Annotated in this window: 12 protein-coding genes; 10 read left to right on the forward strand and 2 right to left on the reverse strand. The window is 74.8% G+C overall.

Going from position 1 to position 19031, the window contains the following annotated elements; translation table 11 throughout:
* The first annotated feature begins 27 nt into the window (after nucleotides 1-27).
* The 8 genes from MTF69_RS10455 (at nucleotide 28) to MTF69_RS10490 (ending at nucleotide 12875) form a co-directional block, all read left to right on the forward strand.
* A complete protein-coding gene (locus MTF69_RS10455; RefSeq protein ID WP_243332887.1) occupies nucleotides 28-4704 on the forward strand; it encodes a type I polyketide synthase in 4677 nt (1558 codons plus the stop codon).
* Nucleotides 4694-5047 carry an acyl carrier protein gene (locus MTF69_RS10460; protein WP_243332889.1) on the forward strand — a complete coding sequence of 118 codons (354 nt, stop codon included), beginning with the start codon at nucleotides 4694-4696 and terminating at the stop codon, nucleotides 5045-5047. Before MTF69_RS10455 ends, MTF69_RS10460 begins: the two co-directional genes overlap by 11 nt.
* A gap of 7 nt (nucleotides 5048-5054) precedes the next feature.
* Nucleotides 5055-5978 carry an alpha/beta fold hydrolase gene (locus MTF69_RS10465; RefSeq protein WP_243332890.1) on the forward strand — a complete coding sequence of 308 codons (924 nt, stop codon included), beginning with the start codon at nucleotides 5055-5057 and terminating at the stop codon, nucleotides 5976-5978.
* Entirely contained in the window at nucleotides 5975-7150 is a 1176-nt protein-coding gene (locus MTF69_RS10470; protein WP_243332892.1) for a glycosyltransferase, read from the forward strand. Before MTF69_RS10465 ends, MTF69_RS10470 begins: the two co-directional genes overlap by 4 nt.
* Entirely contained in the window at nucleotides 7147-9102 is a 1956-nt protein-coding gene (locus tag MTF69_RS10475) for a class I SAM-dependent methyltransferase (RefSeq protein WP_243332893.1), read from the forward strand. The genes MTF69_RS10470 and MTF69_RS10475 overlap by 4 nt, the downstream gene beginning before the upstream one ends.
* Complete coding sequence (locus MTF69_RS10480) at nucleotides 9099-10172, forward strand: galactokinase (protein WP_308401388.1); 1074 nt, start codon at nucleotides 9099-9101, stop codon at nucleotides 10170-10172. Before MTF69_RS10475 ends, MTF69_RS10480 begins: the two co-directional genes overlap by 4 nt.
* Before the next feature lie 118 nt (nucleotides 10173-10290).
* The gene (locus MTF69_RS10485) at nucleotides 10291-11592 is read left to right on the forward strand and encodes an alkaline phosphatase family protein (RefSeq protein ID WP_308401389.1); all 1302 of its coding nucleotides are present in this window, start codon (nucleotides 10291-10293) and stop codon (nucleotides 11590-11592) included.
* An 11-nt stretch (nucleotides 11593-11603) separates the two neighbouring features.
* Nucleotides 11604-12875, forward strand: a complete 1272-nt coding sequence (locus MTF69_RS10490; RefSeq protein ID WP_243332895.1) for an MFS transporter — start codon at nucleotides 11604-11606, stop codon at nucleotides 12873-12875.
* Nucleotides 12876-12885: 10 nt separating this feature from the next.
* On the opposite strand, the gene MTF69_RS10495 is transcribed toward MTF69_RS10490, so the two are convergent.
* Nucleotides 12886-14178 (reverse strand): MFS transporter, encoded by a 1293-nt coding sequence (locus MTF69_RS10495; protein WP_243332896.1) that lies wholly within the window; start codon nucleotides 14176-14178, stop codon nucleotides 12886-12888.
* Nucleotides 14179-14286: 108 nt separating this feature from the next.
* Here MTF69_RS10495 and MTF69_RS10500 point away from each other — a divergent pair, with 108 nt between their 5' ends.
* Nucleotides 14287-16326, forward strand: a complete 2040-nt coding sequence (locus MTF69_RS10500) for a prolyl oligopeptidase family protein (protein ID WP_243332898.1) — start codon at nucleotides 14287-14289, stop codon at nucleotides 16324-16326.
* A gap of 151 nt (nucleotides 16327-16477) precedes the next feature.
* On the opposite strand, the gene MTF69_RS10505 is transcribed toward MTF69_RS10500, so the two are convergent.
* Entirely contained in the window at nucleotides 16478-17173 is a 696-nt protein-coding gene (locus MTF69_RS10505) for a TetR/AcrR family transcriptional regulator (protein WP_243332900.1), read from the reverse strand.
* Nucleotides 17174-17302: 129 nt separating this feature from the next.
* On the opposite strand from MTF69_RS10505, the gene MTF69_RS10510 reads away from it, so the two are divergent.
* The gene (locus tag MTF69_RS10510) at nucleotides 17303-18985 is read left to right on the forward strand and encodes an amidohydrolase (protein ID WP_243332902.1); all 1683 of its coding nucleotides are present in this window, start codon (nucleotides 17303-17305) and stop codon (nucleotides 18983-18985) included.
* Nucleotides 18986-19031 lie beyond the last annotated feature (46 nt).

Raw genomic sequence — 19031 nt, forward strand, 5'->3', positions numbered from 1 at the left:
CGGCCCACCGATGCGGCGATCGTCGGGATGGGCGCCGTGTTCCCGGGCGCCGCGGACCTCGCCGCCTACCGCCGCAACCTCCTGGCCGGCACGGACTGCATAGGCGACGTGCCGCCCGGGCGGTGGGACCCGGAGGTCTACTACGACCCGGACGGCGCCACAGGACAGGTCTCCGGCGACCGGTTCTACTGCCGGCGCGGAGGCTTCGTGGACGGGCTCGCCGCCTTCGACCCGACCCGGTTCGGCATCATGCCAGCCACCGTGGAAGGGGCCGAACCGGACCAGATGCTGGTCCTGCACGCCACGGCCGAGGCCATCGCCGACGCGGGCGGCGAGAGCCGCCTGCCCGCCGACCGCTCGCGGATCGGGGTGGTGCTGGGGCGCGGCGGCTTCATGGGCGTGGCCACCGCCCGGCTCGACCAACGGGTGCGTACCGCACACCAGTTGGCGCAGACCCTGCGGGAACTCGCGCCCGATCTCGGCGAGCGGCGGATCGCCGCGGTGCGCTCCGCCTTCCAGGAAGCCCTGGGTCCCGAACGGCCCGACGCGTCGATCGGGCTCGTACCGAGCTTCACGGCCGCCCGGACTGCCAACCGGCTCGACTTCCACGGACCGGCCTACACCCTGGACGCGGCCTGCGCCTCCTCCCTGCTGGCGGTGGACCAGGCGGTGGGACTGCTGGCCGGCGGGCGCTGCGACGCGGTGATCGCCGGAGCCGTGCACCACTGCCACATCGCCACCCTGTGGAGCGTGTTCACGCAGCTGCGCGCCCTGAGCCCCAGCGAGCGGATCCGGCCCTTCGACCGGCGCGCCGACGGAACCCTCCTCTCCGAGGGCACCGGGGTGGTGCTGCTGAAGCGGCTGGCCGACGCGGAGCGGGACGGCGACCGGATCTACGCGGTGATCCGCGGCACCGGCGTGGCCGGGGACGGCAGGGCGGCGAGCCTGATGAGCCCGCTCGTCGCGGGTCAGGTGAGGGCGCTGGAACGGGCCTGGCGGGAGGCGGGTCTCGACCCGCGGGCGCCCGGCGCACTGGGGCTGCTGGAGGCGCACGGCACCGGGACCCCGGTGGGGGACGCAGCCGAACTGGACACGCTGGCCCAGGTGTTCGGTCCGTACGCGGGAGGCGGCGCGGGGGCCGGAGCCGGCCTCGGCACCGGACTCGACACGGGCCTCGGCGCCGCTCTGGACGGGGGCTTCGGCATCGGGAACGCGATCGGCTTCGGCTCGGTGAAGTCGATGCTCGGCCACACCATGCAGGCCTCCGGCATGGCCGGGCTGATCAAGGCCGCACTCGCGGTGCACGAGGGGGTGCTGCCGCCGACCCTGCACCTGGAAGAGCCGCACCCCGGCCTGTCCCGGACCCGGATGCGGCCGGTGACGGCGGCCCGGCCGTGGGAACGCGGGCCGGCGCCGCGCCGGGCCGGGGTGAACGCCTTCGGCTTCGGCGGCATCAACGCGCACGTCGTGCTGGAGGAGGCTCCCGGCGCCGCGCGCCGCGCCGCGCCCCCGGGCCGGACGGCGCCCGCGCGACCGGCGGCGCCCGTGCGCCGGTTCCTGCCCCTGGGCGGCCAGGCCGCACCGGTGGGGGCGCCCGCGCGGGAGGACGTGCTGCTGCTGGCGGCCTCCGACGCGGCGGAGCTGTCGGCCCGGCTGGCGTCCGGCTCCCCGGTGTCCGGCGGCGACGGGCCCTGCCGGCTCGCCGTCGTGGGTCCCACGCCCCAACGGCTCGCGCTGGCCGCGAAGGTGGCGGCGCGCGGCCGGGCCTGGCGGGGGCGCGGGGAGGTGTGGTTCACGCCCGAGCCGCTGGGCGGCCGGCTCGCGTTCCTGTTCCCGGGTCTGGAGCCCGAGTTCGCCCCGGCGCTGGACGACGTGGCGGACCGGCTCGGGCTGGAGCGGCCCCGGCTGACCAGGGGGGAGGAACTGACGGAGCGGGCGCTCGACGCCATCGCGACGGGCCGGTTCCTCGCCCGGGTGCTGCCCGAGATCGGCATCCAGGCCGATGTACTGGCGGGCCACAGCCTGGGGGAATGGGCGGCGATGGTGGCCGCCGGGATGTACCGGCAGGACGCGGCCGACACCTTCCTGGACTCGCTGCGGCCCGGTTCGGTGAAGGTGCCGGACCTGGTCTACGCGGCGCTGGGATGCGGGACCCGGCGGGCGGAGGCCGCGCTGCACGGACTGGACGGGGTGGTGGTCAGCCACGACAACTGCCCCCACCAGTCGGTGGTCTGCGGGGCTCCCGCCGAAGTGGCCACCGTTCTCGGACGGTTGAAGGCCGAAGGCGTCCTCGGTCAGGAACTCCCCTTCCGCTCCGGCTTCCACACGCCCATGTGGGAGCCCTACCTCGGCCAGGTCCGCGCCGCCTTCGCCCGACTGCCGCTCCAGCCGGGGACCTTGCCCCTCTGGTCGGCGACCACCTGCGCGCCGTTCCCGCCGGAGCCCGAGGCGGTGCGCGAGCTCGTGGTCCGCCACCTGCTGGAGCCGGTCCGGTTCCGCGAGCTGACGACGCGGCTGTACGAGGACGCGGGCGTCCGGGGCTTCGTCACTCTGGGCCCGGGCAGCCTGCCGGGCTTCGTCGAGGACACCCTGCGCGACCGGCCCCACTTCTCGGTGGCGGCTTCCTCGCCCCGCCTCACCGGCCTTGCCGCCCTGCGCCGCACCTGCGCCGCCCTGTGGACCGAGGGGTACTCCCCGCGCTGGGACCGCCTGGCCCCCGACGGAACGGGAGACCCGGACCGGGCCGCCGCCGGACCTGCCGGACCACCGGCGGCATGGGCGGGACCGGCTGCACCGGCAGCACCCGCAGTACCGGCAGCACCGGCGGCCGGGCGCGGCGTGCTCCTGGACCTCGGCTCGCCGCTGGTCCGCCTCGGAGAGGCCGCACGCGCCACCCTGACCGGCCTCCTGCCACAGGCCACCACCGCGGTGGCGGCCACTCCCGTCACCCGGGCCACCTCCACCCCGAGCACCCCGCCGGCCCCGCCGGCCGCGGAACCCCGGCCGGTCCTGCTCTCCGCCCTCGACGCGGCCCCCGCCGCCGGGGAGACCGAGCCGCAGCCGGGGACGCGGTCAGGAATCCAACCCGGGATCCAGCCCGGGACCGAGCCCGGGATCGAGCGCGGGACCCCGCCCAGGAACCACACCCTGCGCCTCTCCCTCGCCACGCTGCCCTACGTACGGGACCACTGCGTCTACCTGCAGCCCGACGGATGGACGGAGGACTCCGACCGGTTCCCCGTCGTCCCCATGACGACGATGCTGGAGCTGGCGGCCGAGGCCGCGCTGCGGGACGCACCACCCGGCCTGACCGTCATCGGATACGAGCGGGTACGGGCCCTGCGCTGGCTCCCCGTGGAGCCGGCCCTCGACCTGGAGGTCACCGTACGGCCCGCCGGGCCAGGCCGCGTGCGCGTCACCCTCGGGGAGTACGCCGACGTGTTCGTCCTGCTCGGAGAACGCTACGAGGCCCTGCCCGGCCCCGACACCACCCCGCTGCGCGAGCCGCAGCCGGCCCCGGTCAGCGCCGAGGCCCTCTACCGCGACCGGTGGATGTTCCACGGCCCCCGCTTCGCCGGGGTGCACGAGGTGCGGGCCGTCGGCTCGGACGGCATCCGTGGCGTGCTGCGGGCGCTGCCCGACCCGGGGGCGCTGCTCGACGCCGCCGGGCAGCTCTTCGGGCACTGGATGCAGTTGCGGCTCCCGGTGGACCGGCTGGTGTTCCCGGCCACCGTGGCCGGCATCCGCTTCTCGGGGCCCCCGCCCGCCCCGCACGAGCTCGTCGGGGCCACGGCCCGGATCCGCGAGGTGCGCGACGTCACCGTGCGCGGCGACATCGAGCTGCTGCGGGCCGACGGCCGGGTGTGGGCCCGGATCGACGGCTGGACGTACCGCCGCTTCGGCGCCGACGAGCGGGTCTGGCCGATGAAGTTCACCCCGGAGGTCTGCGGCATCGGCGAACCGCGCCCCGAGGGCTGGTGCCTGGCCCGGCGACGCTGGACCGACCCCGCCTCGCAGGAGCTGGTCATGCGCCGCTACCTCGGCGCCGCCGAGCGCGCGGCCTACGAGCGGCTGGCGCCGCGCGCCCGGGCGCCCTGGCTGCTGGGCCGGATCGCCGCCAAGGACGCACTGCGCCATCTGCTCTGGGACGGCGGAGCCGGGCCGGTCTTCCCGGCCGAGGTGCCGATCGGCAACGATCCGGCCGGGCGGCCCTACGCCGGGGGCGCCCTGGCCGGGGGAGTCCGCCTGACCATCGCCCACAAGGACCGGATCGCGGTCGCCCTCGCCCACCCCGGCCGGCCGGTCGGCATCGACGTGGAACAGGTGACCACCGACCCGGACGCGCTCATCCGCATCGCCCTGGCGCCGGGCGAACTCGCCCTCGCGGAGCGGCTGGCGGCCCAGGAGGGCACCGGACTCCCGGCCGCGCTCACCGCCCTGTGGTGCGCCAAGGAGGCGGCCGCCAAGGCCGCCGGAACCGGGCTCGCAGGCCGCCCGCGCGACTGGCGGACCACCGGCGACCCGGGCTCCGGCGAGCTGCGGGTGCTCTCCCCGGACGGGCACCCCTACCCGGTCCGCACCACCCTGCTCGTGCTCGCGGACGCGCCACTCGACCACCCCGACCACGCGGTCGCCTGGACCGACCGTCCCGCGACTCCGTCCCCCGTCCCCTTCCACCTCACGGAGACCAGTCATGGCAGCTGACATCCTCGCCGAGATCACCGGCATGCTCGTGGAGATCGTCGGTGACGAGCACCTCCTCGCGGACGAGGTCACGATGAAGACGACGTTCAACGAGGACCTCGCCCTGGAGAGCATCGAGTTCGTCGCCCTCGCCGAACTCCTCCACCACCGCTACGGCGCCGAAGTCGACCTGATGGGCTTCCTGTCCGAGAAGGACATGGACGGCATCCTCGCCATGTCCGTGGGCGAACTCGTCACGCACATCGGCCGGATCACCCACGCCTCCCTCACGCACGCCTCCCGCACCCACGCCCCGGCGGGTACCGTCCGCGCCGCCGCGACCGCGACCGGATCGGACGGCTGATCTAGCCATGGCCTTCGTACCCGCGGGCACCGTCCGCTTCCACGTCCAACAGCTTCCGGCCACCGCGCACGCGGCCGGCCAGGACGCCGCCGACCGACCCGTGGTGGTGTTCCTGCACGGGCTGGTCGTCGACAACCTCTCCTCCTTCTACTGCCCCCTGGCCGTCCCGGTGGCCCGGGCCGGGCACGAGGTGGTCCTCTACGATCTGCGCGGCCACGGCCGTACCGAGCGCCCGGCCACCGGCTACGACAGCCGCACCGCCGTACGGGACCTCTTCGCGCTGCTCGGCGCGCTCGGCCTCGGGCACCGCCCGGTGCACCTCGTGGGCAACAGCTACGGCGGCACCCTGGCCCTGCACGCCGCCCTCGCCCGGCCCGACCTGGTCGCCGGGCTCACCCTGCTCGAACCCCCGCTCAGCGGGGCCTGGGTGGACAACATGGTGGACACCCTGTCGGCAGCCGCCCTCAGCCTGGAGGACAGCGCGGTACCCGCCGAGCTGCTCACCCTGCGACTGCGCAAGGCGGCCAACCTCACGGCCATCGCCGACGACCTGCTCAACCGCACCACCCTCATCGACGACATCGCCGCGAGCCGCACCTTCACCCCGGGCGACTACGCCGGACTGCGCTGCCCCGTCCTGATCGTCTGCGGCGAGCACTCCGAACTGGTCCCGGGGGCGCTGGAACTGGCCCGTCACGCTCCGCACGTCGCCGCCGTCGAGATCCTGCCGGGCCTCGGGCACGACGTGCTGAAGGAGAACAGCGGAGCGCTGCGAGCAGCCGTACTCGCCCACCTCGACGCCACGGCCACGGCGACGGCCACGGCGGGGGCATTCGCAGCGACGGCGAAAGCGACAGGGACACCGACAGCGACAGCGACATCGCCGTCGACATCGACGGTGCGACCGCGGGCAGGAGCGCTGGTCCGATGAAGGTGCTCTTCACGGTGCCGCCGCTCGCGGGCCACGTCAATCCGACCGTGGCGGTCGGCGCGGAACTGGCCGCCCGCGGCCACGAGGTCGCCTGGACCGGCCCGCCCGGGGCGCTGGCCCGGCTGCTGCCCGAGCACGCCCGGATCCTCTCCGCCGGCGCGGAGGCGGGCGGCGACTACGCGATGCTGCACGCCCGCTGGCGCGATCTGCGCGGGGTCGGGGCGCTGAGGTTCCTCTGGGAGGAGGCGTTGGTACCCCTGGCCCGGGCGATGCTCCCCGGCGTGGTCCGGGCGGTGGGCGCCTTCCTGCCGGACCTGCTCGTCGCCGATCAGCAGGCCCTGGCCGGCCCGGTCGCCGCGCGGCGGCTCGGGGTGCCCTGGGTGACCTCCGCGAGCACTTCTGCCGAACTCACCCTCCCCTTCGCGGACTTCCCGAAGGTCGGGGAGTGGGTGGCCGCGCAGATCGCCGGACTGCTGACGGAGTGCGGGGCCGGTCCCGAGCCGGCCGGAGCCTCCTGGGATCCGCGGTTCTCGGAGCGGCTGGTCCTGGTGTTCTCCAGCCGCGAACTGGTGGGAGGGGAGCAGGAGTTCCCACCGCACTACGCCTTCGTCGGTCCGGCCTTCGGGGCCCGGCCGTCCGTTCCCGGATTCCCCTGGGAGCGACTGGATCCGGAGCGGCGAAGGGTGCTCGTCTCCCTGGGAACCCTCAATCAGGAGGCCGGGGGCCGCTTCTACGGCGCCGTGCTGGGCGCCGCCGAACGGCTCGACAAAGACGTCCAGTTGATCCTGGCGGCCCCCGCCCCGCTGGTCGGAGCGGTCCCCGGGAACGTACTGCTGCGCGACAGCGTCCCGCAGCTGGAGCTGCTCCGCCACCTGGACGCGGTCGTCTGCCACGGCGGCCACAACACCGTCTGCGAGGCCCTCGCGCACGGGCTGCCGCTGGTGGTCGCCCCGATCCGCGACGACCAGCCGATCGTCGCCCGGCAGGTCGTGGAGGCCGGGGCCGGGGTGCGGGTCCGCTTCGGCAGGACCAGGGCCGAGGAACTGCGCGACGCGCTGACGGCCGTACTGGACGAACCCGGCCACCGCCACGGCGCCCGGCGGATCCAGGCCTCATTCGCCGCGGCCGGCGGGGCCGCCGCCGCGGCCGACCGGTTGGAGGAACTCGTATGACGCGCTCCCCGCTCCCTTCCCCCGCCCGGATCCCCCTTTCCGTGCCCCTCCTGCTGCCCGGCGTCCGGTGGACCTCCGCCCTCCTGCTCGCCGCCCTCGGCGCGGGCACCGTACGCGCGGCCCGCCGGCTGCGGGCCGTCCCGGTGCTGTCCATGGCCGCGTCCACGGACGCCGGGGTACCGCGCGCCGCCGGGTGGCGACTGCTCACCGCCGGCGGGGTCGAGCCCGATGCCGCCACCTTCCTCGCCGCCTGCGCGCACGCCGAACGGGAGGGGCTGCGGGTACTGGACCTGCTGCCCGGGGACCTGCCCGCCGAGCGGGTGCTCAGCCTGCTGCGCCTGGTGGACCCGGCCGGCTACCGGCAGGACCGGCTCGGCGAGGGCCGCGGGGCCGGCTTCGCCGTGCTCGTCGCCGAGGAGGTGATCGCGCGGGCCGGGGTGGACCCGGCGGGCCCGGACGCCACTGTGGCGGAACTCATGGCGGTGACCCGGCGCGTGAAGGAATACGCTGCCGATGCCACGGGACTGGCCATCGCACCCGCCCTGAGCTGCGGACCACCCGTCGATGCGCGCGGGCCGGCCCGGGCGGCCGAGCTGCGGGCCCAGGGCCTGCCGCCCGGGGCGCTCGCCGCCGCGCAGCTCGCCGGGCTGGCCCTGCTGGCCGGGGTCGCCGTACGCCAGGGCCGGTGGGGGGCCGCCGCGGCGGGACTGTACTGGATCCAGCCCTACCTGGCCCTCGGCCGGCGCGCTGCGCCCCTGCGCCCCGGGGACCTCGCCCGGGCCACGGCCGCCCGGCCCGTACGCTCCCTCGGCGCGGCCCTGCGCACGGCCGCCGCGACGACCCGTACGCCCCGGTCCGAGGCCGCCGCGACGGCCCACGGCCCGGCCGCCGCGCGGGACGCGGAGCAGGACGCCGTCCGGGCCGGGGCGGTCCAGGCGTACCGCGCGGACCTGGCCGCCGGGACCGACCGGTTCCTCGAACCGCGCCGGCCGGACTGCCCCTGGTGCGGCTCCGGGCAGCTGTCCGTCCGGGTCCGGGTGCCCGACCTGCTCCAGGGGAAGCCCGGCCGGTTCACCCTGGAACAGTGCGGAGCCTGCGGGCACGTCTTCCAGAACCCCCGGCTCTCCCCGGAGGGGCTGGAGTTCTACTACCGCGACTTCTACGACGGCCGCGGCGGCGAAGGCGCGGCCACCGTCTTCGGGCGGCTCGGCGCCGCCTACCGGGGCCGGGCCGAGATGCTCCGCCCCCACACCGATCCCGTGTCCTGGCTCGATGTCGGAACCGGGCACGGCCACTTCTGCAACGCGGCCCGCGCCGTCTGGCCCGACACCCGCTTCGACGGGCTGGACATGGGCGACGGGGTCCGCGAGGCCGAGCGGCGCGGCTGGGTGGAGACGGGATACCAGGGCCAGTTCCCGGAGTTCGCGGTCAAACTGGCGGGCCAGTACGAGGTGGTCAGCATGTACCACTACCTGGAGCACACCCGCGACCCGCTCACGGAACTGGACGCGGCGGCCGCCGTCCTCGCCCCCGGCGGCTACCTCACCATCGAACTCCCCGACCCCGAGTCCCGGATGGCCCGGCTGCTCGGCCCGGCTTGGCTGCCCTGGTTCCAGCCGCAGCACCAGCACCTGATCCCCTCCTCGAACCTGCGCGAGGCGCTGGCCGACCGGGGCTTCACCGTCCTCGCCGAGGAACACGGGCCGGCCCACCAGGGCAACGACTTCTTCGGCGCGGTGGCCCTGACCGCGACCCGGCTGGCCCCCGACCCGGACCGACCCTGGGGGCCCCCGGCCACCACCGGCCGACGCGCCCTCACCGGAGCCGTACGGCTGGCCTCGCTGCCCTGCTTCGCCGCCGCGGCCGTGCTCGACGGGCTGCGCACCGCCGCGGCCCGGCGCACGGACGGCGGCAACGCCTACCGGATGCTGGCCCGCAAGGACGAGCGGTGACGGGCCGCGGCGCACCGACCGGCCCGGTCCCCGCGGCCAGGATCACCGCCACCGCCACCGCCACCGCCACCGCCACCGCCACCGCCACCGCCGCCACCGGCCCCGGCGGGGCTGCCACCAGCCCGGCCGACACCGGCCCCGAGGCCCTCACCGGAGGCGACCTCGCCCGCCGGGCCACCGCCGACCCCCTCTTCCGCCTCGTCGCCTACGCCCTGGAAGCCGCGCACGGCCGGCCCCCGGCCGCCGTCTGGAGCGCCCCGTACACCTTCCACCTGGGCTCCCCGGGCCTCGTCGCGGCGGCAGGCTGGCCGGTGGCGGCCGCAGCGGCCCCGCGCACCGACGGCCTCGTACGGCTCAGCTCCCTGGCCCACCCCGCGGACGGCTGCGACATACCGCTGACCCTGTCCGGGCCGCCGCCCGCCACCCCGCCGTGGGCCGCCCGCCCGTACGCACTGCTGCGCGCGCTGGCCCGGGCCGGGTACGGCCGGGGCGGGACCGACCTGCACGTGCAGGGCTCCCTCACCGCCGCCGCCGGGCTGGCCACCGAGGAGGCCGCCGACTGCGCGGTGGCGCTCGCGGTGGCCGACGTCCACACGGCGGCGGGCGAGGACCCGGACCGGGTGCGGCTGGCCCGGCTGATGGGGGAGGCGCTGCCGGACGGCGACGACGCCCTGCGTCGGGGCGCGCTCTTCGCCCGGCCGGGCAGGGCCCTCCTGCTCGGCCACGGCCCGGCCCGGCCGGAGCCCCGGCGGCAACGCCAGCGGTACGTGGTCTTCGACCCCGCCGCGTCGGGGGCCCGCCTGGTGCTGCTGGCCCTGCGGCCGGACCCCGACGGCACGCAGGACCGTACGGCCGACCTGACCCGGGCCGTCGGGTGCGCCCGCCGGGCCGGGGCCCTGAGCGCCTGGCCGCCCGGGCAGCAGCCGGGGCGGAGCGTCCTGGTCCTGCTGCCCGAGGCCCGGCTGACGGCGGTGCGGGCGGCGGTCGCGGAGGACTTCCGCGACCGGGAGCTGCCCGTGCCCCGGTTCCTGAACATCACCGTGGCCGGCGCGGCCCGCCGCGAGGCGTGACGCCGGATGCCGACGCCGGATGCCGACGCCGGATCCCGGCGCCAGGTCCCGGCGCCGGGTCCTTAGACCGGCCCTTCACCCCGAGCACCACACCACTCATCACGAGGAGGAACCACCCATGCCACTGAGTCCCCCGACCACACCGAGCGCGAGCGCGCCCGCCCGCGCGAGACAACGGGTCCACCGGTCCGCCCTGCTCGCCGGGATCGGCGCCATCGGCGCCCTCGGACTGCTGGGCGCCTTCACGATCGCCAACTCCCAGGCAGCCGAAAGCGGTTCCGCGGCTCCCTCGGCCGCGGCCGCACTGCCCGCGTACGACCACGTGGTCGTCGTCGTGTACGAGAACAAGCAGTACGGCGAGATCATGGGCAGCGCCAACGCCCCGTACATCAACCAGCTCGCGAACGGCGGCGCGAGCCTCACCGCCATGAAGGCGCTGACCCACCCCAGCCAGCCGAACTACTTCAATCTCTTCTCCGGCGCCACCCAGGGCATCACCGGGGACGGCTGCTACACCCCGCAGTCGATGACCGCGCCCAACCTCGGCCAGGAGCTGATCGCGGCCGGCAGGACCTTCGCGACGTACAACGAGGACCTCCCGAGCGAGGGGTCCACGGCCTGCACCAACGGCCAGTACGCCCAGAAGCACAACCCGTGGTTCGCCTTCAAGAACGTGCCGCTGAACACCGGCAAGACCTGGGCGCAGTTCCCGCAGAACAACTTCGCGGCGCTGCCGAACCTGTCGTTCATCGTCCCCAACCAGTGCAACGACATGCACTCCTGCTCGGTCGGCACGGGCGACACGTGGACGAAGAACAACATCGACGCCTACGCGCAGTGGGCGAAGGCCAACAACAGCCTGCTGGTGCTGACCTGGGACGAGGACAACTTCCTGGGCTCCAACCAGATCGCCACCGTCTTCTACGGGGCGAACGTCAAGACGGGCAAGTACGCCACCCCCTTCAACCACCACCACCTGCTGCGCACCTTCGAGGACCTCTTCGGCACGACGCACGCCGGGAACGCCGCCAACGTCCAGCCGATCAGCGAGGTGTTCGACTCCACGAACCCCACCCCGACCCCGACCCCCACCCCCACGTCCACCCCGACCCCGACTCCCACGCCGACGCCCACTCCCACCCCGACGCCGACCTCGGCCGAGCTGAAGCTGGCCAACCCAGGCCCGCAGAGCTGCAAGTTCAACCAGAACTGCACCATCCAACTCACCACCACGGGCGGAAAGCCCCCCGTCCGCTACACCGCCACCGGACTCCCCTGGGGCCTGACCCTCGACGCCGCCACCGGCCGCATCACCGGAAAGCCCTGGGCCACCGGAACCATCCAGATCACCGCGACGGCCACCGACACCACCCCAGCCACCTCCACCACCACCTTCCCCCTCACCCTCACCTGGTTCTAAAGGAGACACCCGTGTACCTGTCGACCAGCCGTGCGGCGGACATCGCCGCAGACCCTCCGGCTCCGAAGGGCCCCCTGCGGGCCGTCCCCGGCACGGTGCTCGCGCTCGGCATGGTCAGCCTGGTCACGGATGTCTCAGCCGAGATGGTCACCGCCGTCCTGCCGCTGTACCTGGTGGCCGGACTGGGGATGTCCCCGCTCGCCTTCGGCGCCCTGGACGGACTCAACCAGGGCGCCACCGCGCTGCTGCGCCTCGTGGGCGGACGGGTCTCGGACCGCACGCAGCGCCGCAAGCTCGTCGCCGGCACCGGCTACGCGATCTCCGCCGCCTGCAAGGCGGCCCTGCTCGCGGTCACCACCCCCTGGTCGGTGGCGGCGGTGCTCGCAGCCGACCGGACCGGCAAGGGGCTGCGCACCGCCCCGCGCGATGCGCTGATCTCACTGTCCTGCCCGCCGGGGGAGCAGGGCCGCGCCTTCGGCGTGCACCGCGCGCTGGACACGGCCGGGGCCCTGCTGGGGCCGCTGGCCGCGTTCGGCGTGCTGTGGGTGGCGGTGGACGGGTACGAGGCCGTCTTCACCGTGAGCTGCTGCCTCGCGGTGCTGGGCGTCCTGGTGCTGGCCCTGTTCGTACGGGAGAGTCCCGCGCCCGCACCGGCGGCCGGGACGCCTTCGGCCCGCACCCTCCTGCGGATCCCGGGCCTGCGGCGGCTCTGTCTGACCGCCGCCGCGCTCGGCCTGTTCACCGTCGGGGACGCCTTCCTCTACCTGCTGCTCCAGCGGCGCCTGGACCTGCCGGCCGCCTGGTTCCCGCTGCTGGCGGTCGGCACCGCGGCCGTGTTCCTGCTGGCCGCCGTGCCCGTGGGCCGGCTCGCCGACCGGCTGGGCCGTCACCGGGTCTTCCTCGGCGGCCACCTGCTGCTGCTCGGCGCCTGCCTCCTGCTCCTGGCCCCGGTGCCGCCGGGGCCCGCGCTCGTGTGCGGGGTCCTCGGTCTGCTCGGCCTGTTCTACGCGGCCACCGACGGCGTACTGATGGCCGCGGCCGGGCCGCTGCTGCCGCCCGGGCTGCGCACCACCGGGCTGGCCGTGCTCCAGACGGCGCAGGCCCTGGCGCGGTTCGCGGGCTCCCTGCTCTTCGGCGCCGCCTGGACGCTGTGGGGACCGGGCCCGGCGCTGGCCGCGGCGGCCGGCGGACTGCTGCTGGCCCTGACCGTCACGGCTGCCCTGGCTACGTCCGCCTTCGCGGGCCGCGGCCCCGCCCCGGGGGAGGAGTCCCCCGAGGGGTGAGGGCATCGGCTCAGGCCGGTGCTCCGCTCGGCTGCGGCTCCTTCGCGGCCCGCTGCCGCAGGGCGTCCTCGTCGGTGTCCGCGTCGTAGGAGATCAGCTTCGGCAGCAGGGCGGCCAGCAGCGCCACCGAGGCCACGCAGGCCAGCCCGCCGCTCCAGAAGGCCGAACGGGTCCCGGTCCAGCCGGCCATCGTGCCCGCGCGGACCTGGCCGAGCTGCGGGCCGACGGTGTACGAGAGCACCTCGATGCCCGCGAGCCGGCCCCGCAGCTCCTCGGGGATCGTCTGGTTCCAGATGGTCGCGCGCCCCAGCCCGCTGAGCATGTCGCCCGCGCCGGCCACCGCGAGGCACAGCAGCACGAGCCAGATGTTCCCGGACCAGCCCGCGGCCGCGACGGCCAGTCCCCACACCCCCGCCCCGCACACCACCAGCAGCCCGTGCCGGCGTACCCGCGAGGCCCAGCCGCTGGTCAGCCCCAGCGCCAGCGAGCCCACCGCGCCCGCCGCGTACATCAGCCCCAGCGCCCATACGGCGTCGAGCTCGTCGGCGAGGAAGGGGAAGATGGCGTTCGGGAAGGCGAAGAACATCGCCGCCATGTCCACGGCGTACGTGCCGAGCAGCACGGGCCGGCTCCACGCGTACCGGGCCCCCTCGGCGATCCCCCGCAGCGAGGGCCGCTCGGCGTCGCGTGCGGGCGGAGCCGGACGCAGCCGCAGGCACAGCAGCACCGATACGAAGAAACCCGCGACGGTGACCGCGTACGCGGGGACGTACCCGGCGTACGCGACGACCAGACCGGCCACCGCGGGACCCGCGATGGCGCCGAACTGGTAGCGCAGCCCGTTCAGCGCGGCGGCGGCGGTGAGCTGGTCGTGCGGCACGATCCGCGCCATCAGCGAGTCCATGGCCGGCCGCTGCAGGCCGGTCAGTGCCGATACGCACGCCGCGACCACGTACAGCGGCCACAGCAGGGGACTCGGCAGGGCGGCGTTCACCAGGAGGACCAGGGCGAGCACCCCGAGCCCGGCCTCGGTCAGCAGGATCATCCGCCGCCGGTCCACGGCATCGGCGAGCGCGCCCCCGTACAGACCGAAGACCACCAGCGGGAGCAGTTCCACCGCGCCCATCGCACCGACCGCGAGGGGCGAGTCCGTCAGGTGCTTGATCTGGAGCGGCAGCGCGATCATCGCCATGAACGAGCCGAAGTAGGTGACCGTGCCCTGGTAGAACAGCAGCCGGAAATCGGGGCTGGACCGCAGCGGGCTGAGGTCGGGCAGTACGGAGGCGAAACGGGATCTGCTCACGAAGGGCCATCGTCGGCGCCGCCCCGTCCCCGGGCAACTGGTTTTCGGTCGTGGACGGGGCCGGTCCGCGCGATTCGCGGCCGCCGTCCGATCCTGCACAATCGGCGGATGAGCGATGAAGACCCCTACCTCTGGCTGGAAGACGTCACCGGCGAGGCCGCCCTGTCCTGGGTGCGCGAGCGCAACGAAGAAACGGTGTCCGCGCTGGCCTCGGACCCCGGGTTCAAGGTGCTGGAGTCGGAGGTCCGCGAGGTCCTCGACGACGACGGCAGGATCCCGTACACACGCCGGCGGGGACGCCACCTCTACAACTTCCGGCAGGACGCCGACCACGTCCGCGGTCTGTGGCGGCGCACCACCCTGGAGGAGTACCGCAAGGAGCGACCCGACTGGGAGCCGGTCCTGGACCTGGACGCGCTCGCCGAGGCCGAAGGGGAGAAATGGGCCTGGGCGGGCAGCGCCGTCCTGGCCCCCGATCACCGCCACGCCCTGGTCATGCTGTCCAGGGACGGGGCGGACGCCTGTGTGGTGCGCGAGTTCGACCTCGTGGAGCGGGAGTTCGTCGCGGGCGGCTTCGAGGTCGCCGAGGCCAAGACCCGGATCGGCTGGATCGACCGGGACCTGGTCTGGATCGGCACGGACTTCGGCCCCGGCTCGATGTCCTCGTCCGGCTACCCCCTCCAGGTGCGCCGGTGGCGGCGCGGTACCCCCCTCGCGGAGGCGGAGACGGTCTACGAGGGCCGGCCGACGGACCTGTCCGCTTCCGCCTGGCACGATGACACGCCCGGTTTTGCACGGGACTTCGTCCACCGGCAGATCGACTTCTGGAACGGGGAACTGCTCCTCCTCCCCGGGGACGGAACCCCGGATCCGGCCGACCCCGAGAAGGTCGAGGTCCCGGACGACGCCAGCGCCTCCGTCCATCGCGAGTGGCTGATCGTCGCGCCGAAGTCGCCGTGGCTCGGCCACGTCGCGGGCAGCCTGCTCGCCTTCGACTTCGAAGCCTTCCGGGCGGGGGAGCGGGAGGCGGCGGTGCTCTTCACCCCGGACGAGCACACCGCCCTCGCGGGCTGGAGCTGGACCCGCCACCACCTGATCCTCACCACCAGCGCCGACGTCTCCTCCCGGCTGGAGATCCTGACCCCCGGGCCGGGCCCCGACGGGTGGAGCCGCACCCCCCTCTCCGGCGTACCGCCGCTGTCCACGGCTTCCGTGGTCGGCACCGACCCGGACGTGAGCGACGAGTTCTTCCTGAACGTCTCGGGCCACCTCCAGCCGTCCACCCTCTACCGGGGCACGGCCCCGGCCGGCGCCGAGGAGACCGTCAAGCAGGGCCCGGCCCTCTTCGACACCGCCGGCCTCGCGGTCCGCCAGTACTTCGCGCGTTCCGCGGACGGCACGAGGGTCCCGTACTTCGTCGTCGGACCCGAGGACCGCACCGGCCCCGGGCCCACCCTGCTCTACGGCTACGGCGGCTTCGAGGTCTCCATGGTCCCGGGCTACAGCGCCGTCACCGGCCGCGCCTGGCTCGCACGCGGCGGCACCTACGTGGTCGCGGGCATCCGGGGCGGGCACGAGTACGGGCCCCAGTGGCACAAGGCCGCGCTCGGAGCGAACCGGGTCCGGGCCTACGAGGACTTCGCCGCCGTGGCCCGGGACCTCATCGCCCGGGACGTCACCACCCCCGCCCAGCTCGGCATCGAAGGCGGCAGCAACGGCGGGCTGCTCATGGGCGCGATGCTCACCCGCGACCCCGAACTGTTCGGCGCGGTCGTCGCCCACGTGCCGCTGCTGGACATGCTCCGCTTCCACAAGCTGCTCGCCGGAGCGAGCTGGATCGCCGAGTACGGGGACCCCGACAGCCCGGCCGACCGGCCCCACCTGGAGCGGATCTCCCCGTACCACCAGGTCCGGACCGACGGGCCCCCGTACCCCCCGCTGCTCCTGCTGACCTCGACCCGCGACGACCGCGTCCACCCCGGGCACGCCCGCAAGATGGCAGCCCGGCTGCGGGAGTCGGGGCACCCCGTCCTCTTCCACGAGCACCTCGGCGGCGGCCACGCGGGCGCCACCGACCACGGACAGACCGCCTTCAACGAGGCGCTGGTCCACACCTTCCTGTGGGAGCGGCTGACCCCGCCGAGGTGAGCGTGCGGGGCTCCGGCCCGGTGGAGGGATGGTTTCACGCGGCCCGGGATCAGGTACGGAACCTGATCCCGGGCCGCGTCGCGTTCGCCGGAGGACCACCGCGTCCGGCGGAAGCGACGGCCGCGTTCCCCCGGCCGGTCCGTGACCCGGGTCAGGCCCCTCGGAGGGACGCCACCCGGTTCTCGATCGCGGTGATCAGTGCTTCGACCCGGGCCTGGAAGATCTGCTCGTCCGTCACCTCGGCCAGTTCGCCGCTCAGCCGGGTGATGTGGGGGAATCCCGCGGGGTCGACCAGCCGGTACTCGCGGCTCCACGAGGACTCGTCGGCGGCGCGGACGTCCGGGTCGAAGAGCAGGTAGGCGGCGCGCTGGCCGACGTAGGCGAGGAGGGAGTCGCCGACCATCCGGTAGTGGACGGCCGCCTCGACCCCCTCGAGCCCGGCCTCCGTGACCGCGCCGAGGATCAGCTCGACGACACGGAACTCGTTGGTCCTGCGGGTGGTCCGGCTGGCCATGGTCGATCCGACCACCGGGTACCTGAGGGCGACTTCGAGGGAGCCGTCGGCGAGCGCGCGCAGCCGGTCCTTCCAGTCGAGTCCCGCGGGGATGCTGTCGAGCACCTCGCCGAGCGTGCGGTCGGCGACGGACAGCAGCAGGTCGTCCTTGTCGCGGAAGTGCCGGTAGATCGCGGTCGGGTCGGCGCCGAGCTCCTCGCCGAGGCGCCGGACGGTGAAGGCGTCCTCGCTGCCGCGGGCCGCGATGCGCAGGCTCGCTTCGATGATCGCGTCGGGTGTGAGCTGGCTGCCCGCGCGCTTGGACCGGGCGGGTGTGTCGGATGACTTCGGCATGGTGGGGCCAGTGTAACGATGTGGAACAGAGCGAGCGCAACACCGTTGACAACACTGTTGCGCTCCCGTTCACTCCTCCTCAACGAACCAGCCGTGCGGGGCTCACCCGCCGAGCCGAAGGATGCGTCGATGGGCAAGACCAGGCAGCGTGCCGACATCGTCTTCGTAGGGGGGCGGGTCTTCACCGGGACCTCCCCGACCCCGATCGACGCCGCCGTCGCCGTCGGAGGCGGCCGGATCATCGCCGTCGCCGACGCGGCCGCCGTACGGCTCCTCGCGGACGCCGACACCGAGGTCGTCGACCTCGCGGGAGGACTGCTCGTCCCCGGATTCCAGGACGCCCACGTGCATCCCGCGGTGGCCGGCGTCCAGATGCTCGGCTGCGACCTGAGCGAGGAGCGCACCATCGACGGCTACCTCGCCGTGGTCGCGGAATTCGCCCGGACCCACCCCGACGCGGCCTGGATCCGCGGCGGCGGCTGGTCGATGGACATCTTCCCCGGAGGCACGCCGACCCGCGCCATGCTCGACGCGGTGGTCCCGGACCGGCCCGTCCTCCTCACCAACCGGGACGGCCACGGCGCCTGGGTCAACACCCGGGCGCTCGAGATCGCCGGCGTCGACCGCACCACCCCCGATCCGGCCGACGGCCGGATCGAGCGGGAGGAGGACGGAAGCCCGGCCGGCACCCTCCAGGAGGGCGCGGTGGAGCTGGTGGCCCACCACGTGCCCCTCGCGACGCCCGAGGAGGCGCACGCGGGCCTGCTCGCCGCACAGGAGCACCTCTTCTCCCTCGGCGTCACCAGCTGGCAGGACGCCATGATCGGCTCCTTCCCCGGCAACCCCGACAACTACGGCGTCTACCTGCGCGCCGCCCGCGAGGGCTCCCTGCGCGCCCGCGTCGTCGGCGCCCTGTGGTGGGACCGCGAACGCGGCCTGGAGCAGATACCCGAACTGGAGGAGCGCCGGGCCGGGGGACGGGTCGGACGGTTCAACGCCACCAGTGTGAAGATCATGCAGGACGGCATCGCCGAGAACTTCACGGCCGGCATGCTGGAGCCCTACCTCGACGGCTGCGGCTGCGCCACCGGCAACTCCGGACTCAGCTTCATCGAACCCGAGGTGCTTAACCAGGCCGTGGCCCGCCTCGACCGCTCCGGCTTCCAGATCCACTTCCACGCCCTGGGCGACCGGGCCGTGCGCGAGGTGCTCGACGCCCTCGCCGGGGCCCGCGAGGCCAACGGCGCCAACGACAACCGCCACCACCTCGCCCACCTCCAGCTCGTCCACCCCGAGGACATCGCCCGCTTCGCGAGCCTGGACGCGGCCGCCAACATCCAGGCCCTGTGGGCCGCGCACGAACCGCAGATGGACGAGCTCACGATCCCCTTCCTCGGACCGGAGCGGGCCCGCCTCCAGTACCCGTTCGGCGACCTCCAGCGCGCCGGCGCCCGCCTGGTCGCCGGCAGCGACTGGTCGGTCAGCAGCCCCAACCCGCTGTGGGGCATCCACGTCGCCGTCAACCGCTCCGTACCCGACGAGGCCCCGGGCGTGGCCGGGACCTTCGAACCGGCGCCGCCCTTCTTCCCGGAGCAGGCCCTGACCCTCTCCCAGGCGCTCACCGCCTACACCGCCGGCAGCGCGTGGGTGAACCACCTCGACGAGGTCACCGGCACCGTCGAGGTGGGCAAGTACGCGGACCTCGTCGTCCTCGACCGGGACCCCTTCGCGCACCCCCCGATGGAGATCGCCGACACCCGCGTGCTGCGCACGTACATCGACGGCGAACTGGTCTTCGCCGCGACCGACTGACCGGTCACCGCAGCACGCACCTTCACCGGCCGGGCCGCCACCGGCC

It is taken from the genome of Streptomyces sp. AP-93 (assembly GCF_022808175.1).
Taxonomy (GTDB): domain Bacteria; phylum Actinomycetota; class Actinomycetes; order Streptomycetales; family Streptomycetaceae; genus Streptomyces.

Excerpts from the sequence above, each read along its gene's own strand:
- MTF69_RS10470 (WP_243332892.1), top strand. The coding sequence starts at position 5,975 with ATGAAGGTGCTCTTCACGGTGCCGCCGCTCGCGGGCCACGTCAATCCG.
- MTF69_RS10465 (WP_243332890.1), top strand. The coding sequence starts at position 5,055 with ATGGCCTTCGTACCCGCGGGCACCGTCCGCTTCCACGTCCAACAGCTT.
- MTF69_RS10475 (WP_243332893.1), top strand. The coding sequence starts at position 7,147 with ATGACGCGCTCCCCGCTCCCTTCCCCCGCCCGGATCCCCCTTTCCGTG.
- MTF69_RS10510 (WP_243332902.1), top strand. The coding sequence starts at position 17,303 with ATGGGCAAGACCAGGCAGCGTGCCGACATCGTCTTCGTAGGGGGGCGG.
- MTF69_RS10485 (WP_308401389.1), top strand. The coding sequence starts at position 10,291 with ATGCCACTGAGTCCCCCGACCACACCGAGCGCGAGCGCGCCCGCCCGC.
- MTF69_RS10455 (WP_243332887.1), top strand. The coding sequence starts at position 28 with ATGGGCGCCGTGTTCCCGGGCGCCGCGGACCTCGCCGCCTACCGCCGC.
- MTF69_RS10505 (WP_243332900.1), bottom strand. The coding sequence starts at position 17,173 with ATGCCGAAGTCATCCGACACACCCGCCCGGTCCAAGCGCGCGGGCAGC.
- MTF69_RS10460 (WP_243332889.1), top strand. The coding sequence starts at position 4,694 with ATGGCAGCTGACATCCTCGCCGAGATCACCGGCATGCTCGTGGAGATC.
- MTF69_RS10500 (WP_243332898.1), top strand. The coding sequence starts at position 14,287 with ATGAGCGATGAAGACCCCTACCTCTGGCTGGAAGACGTCACCGGCGAG.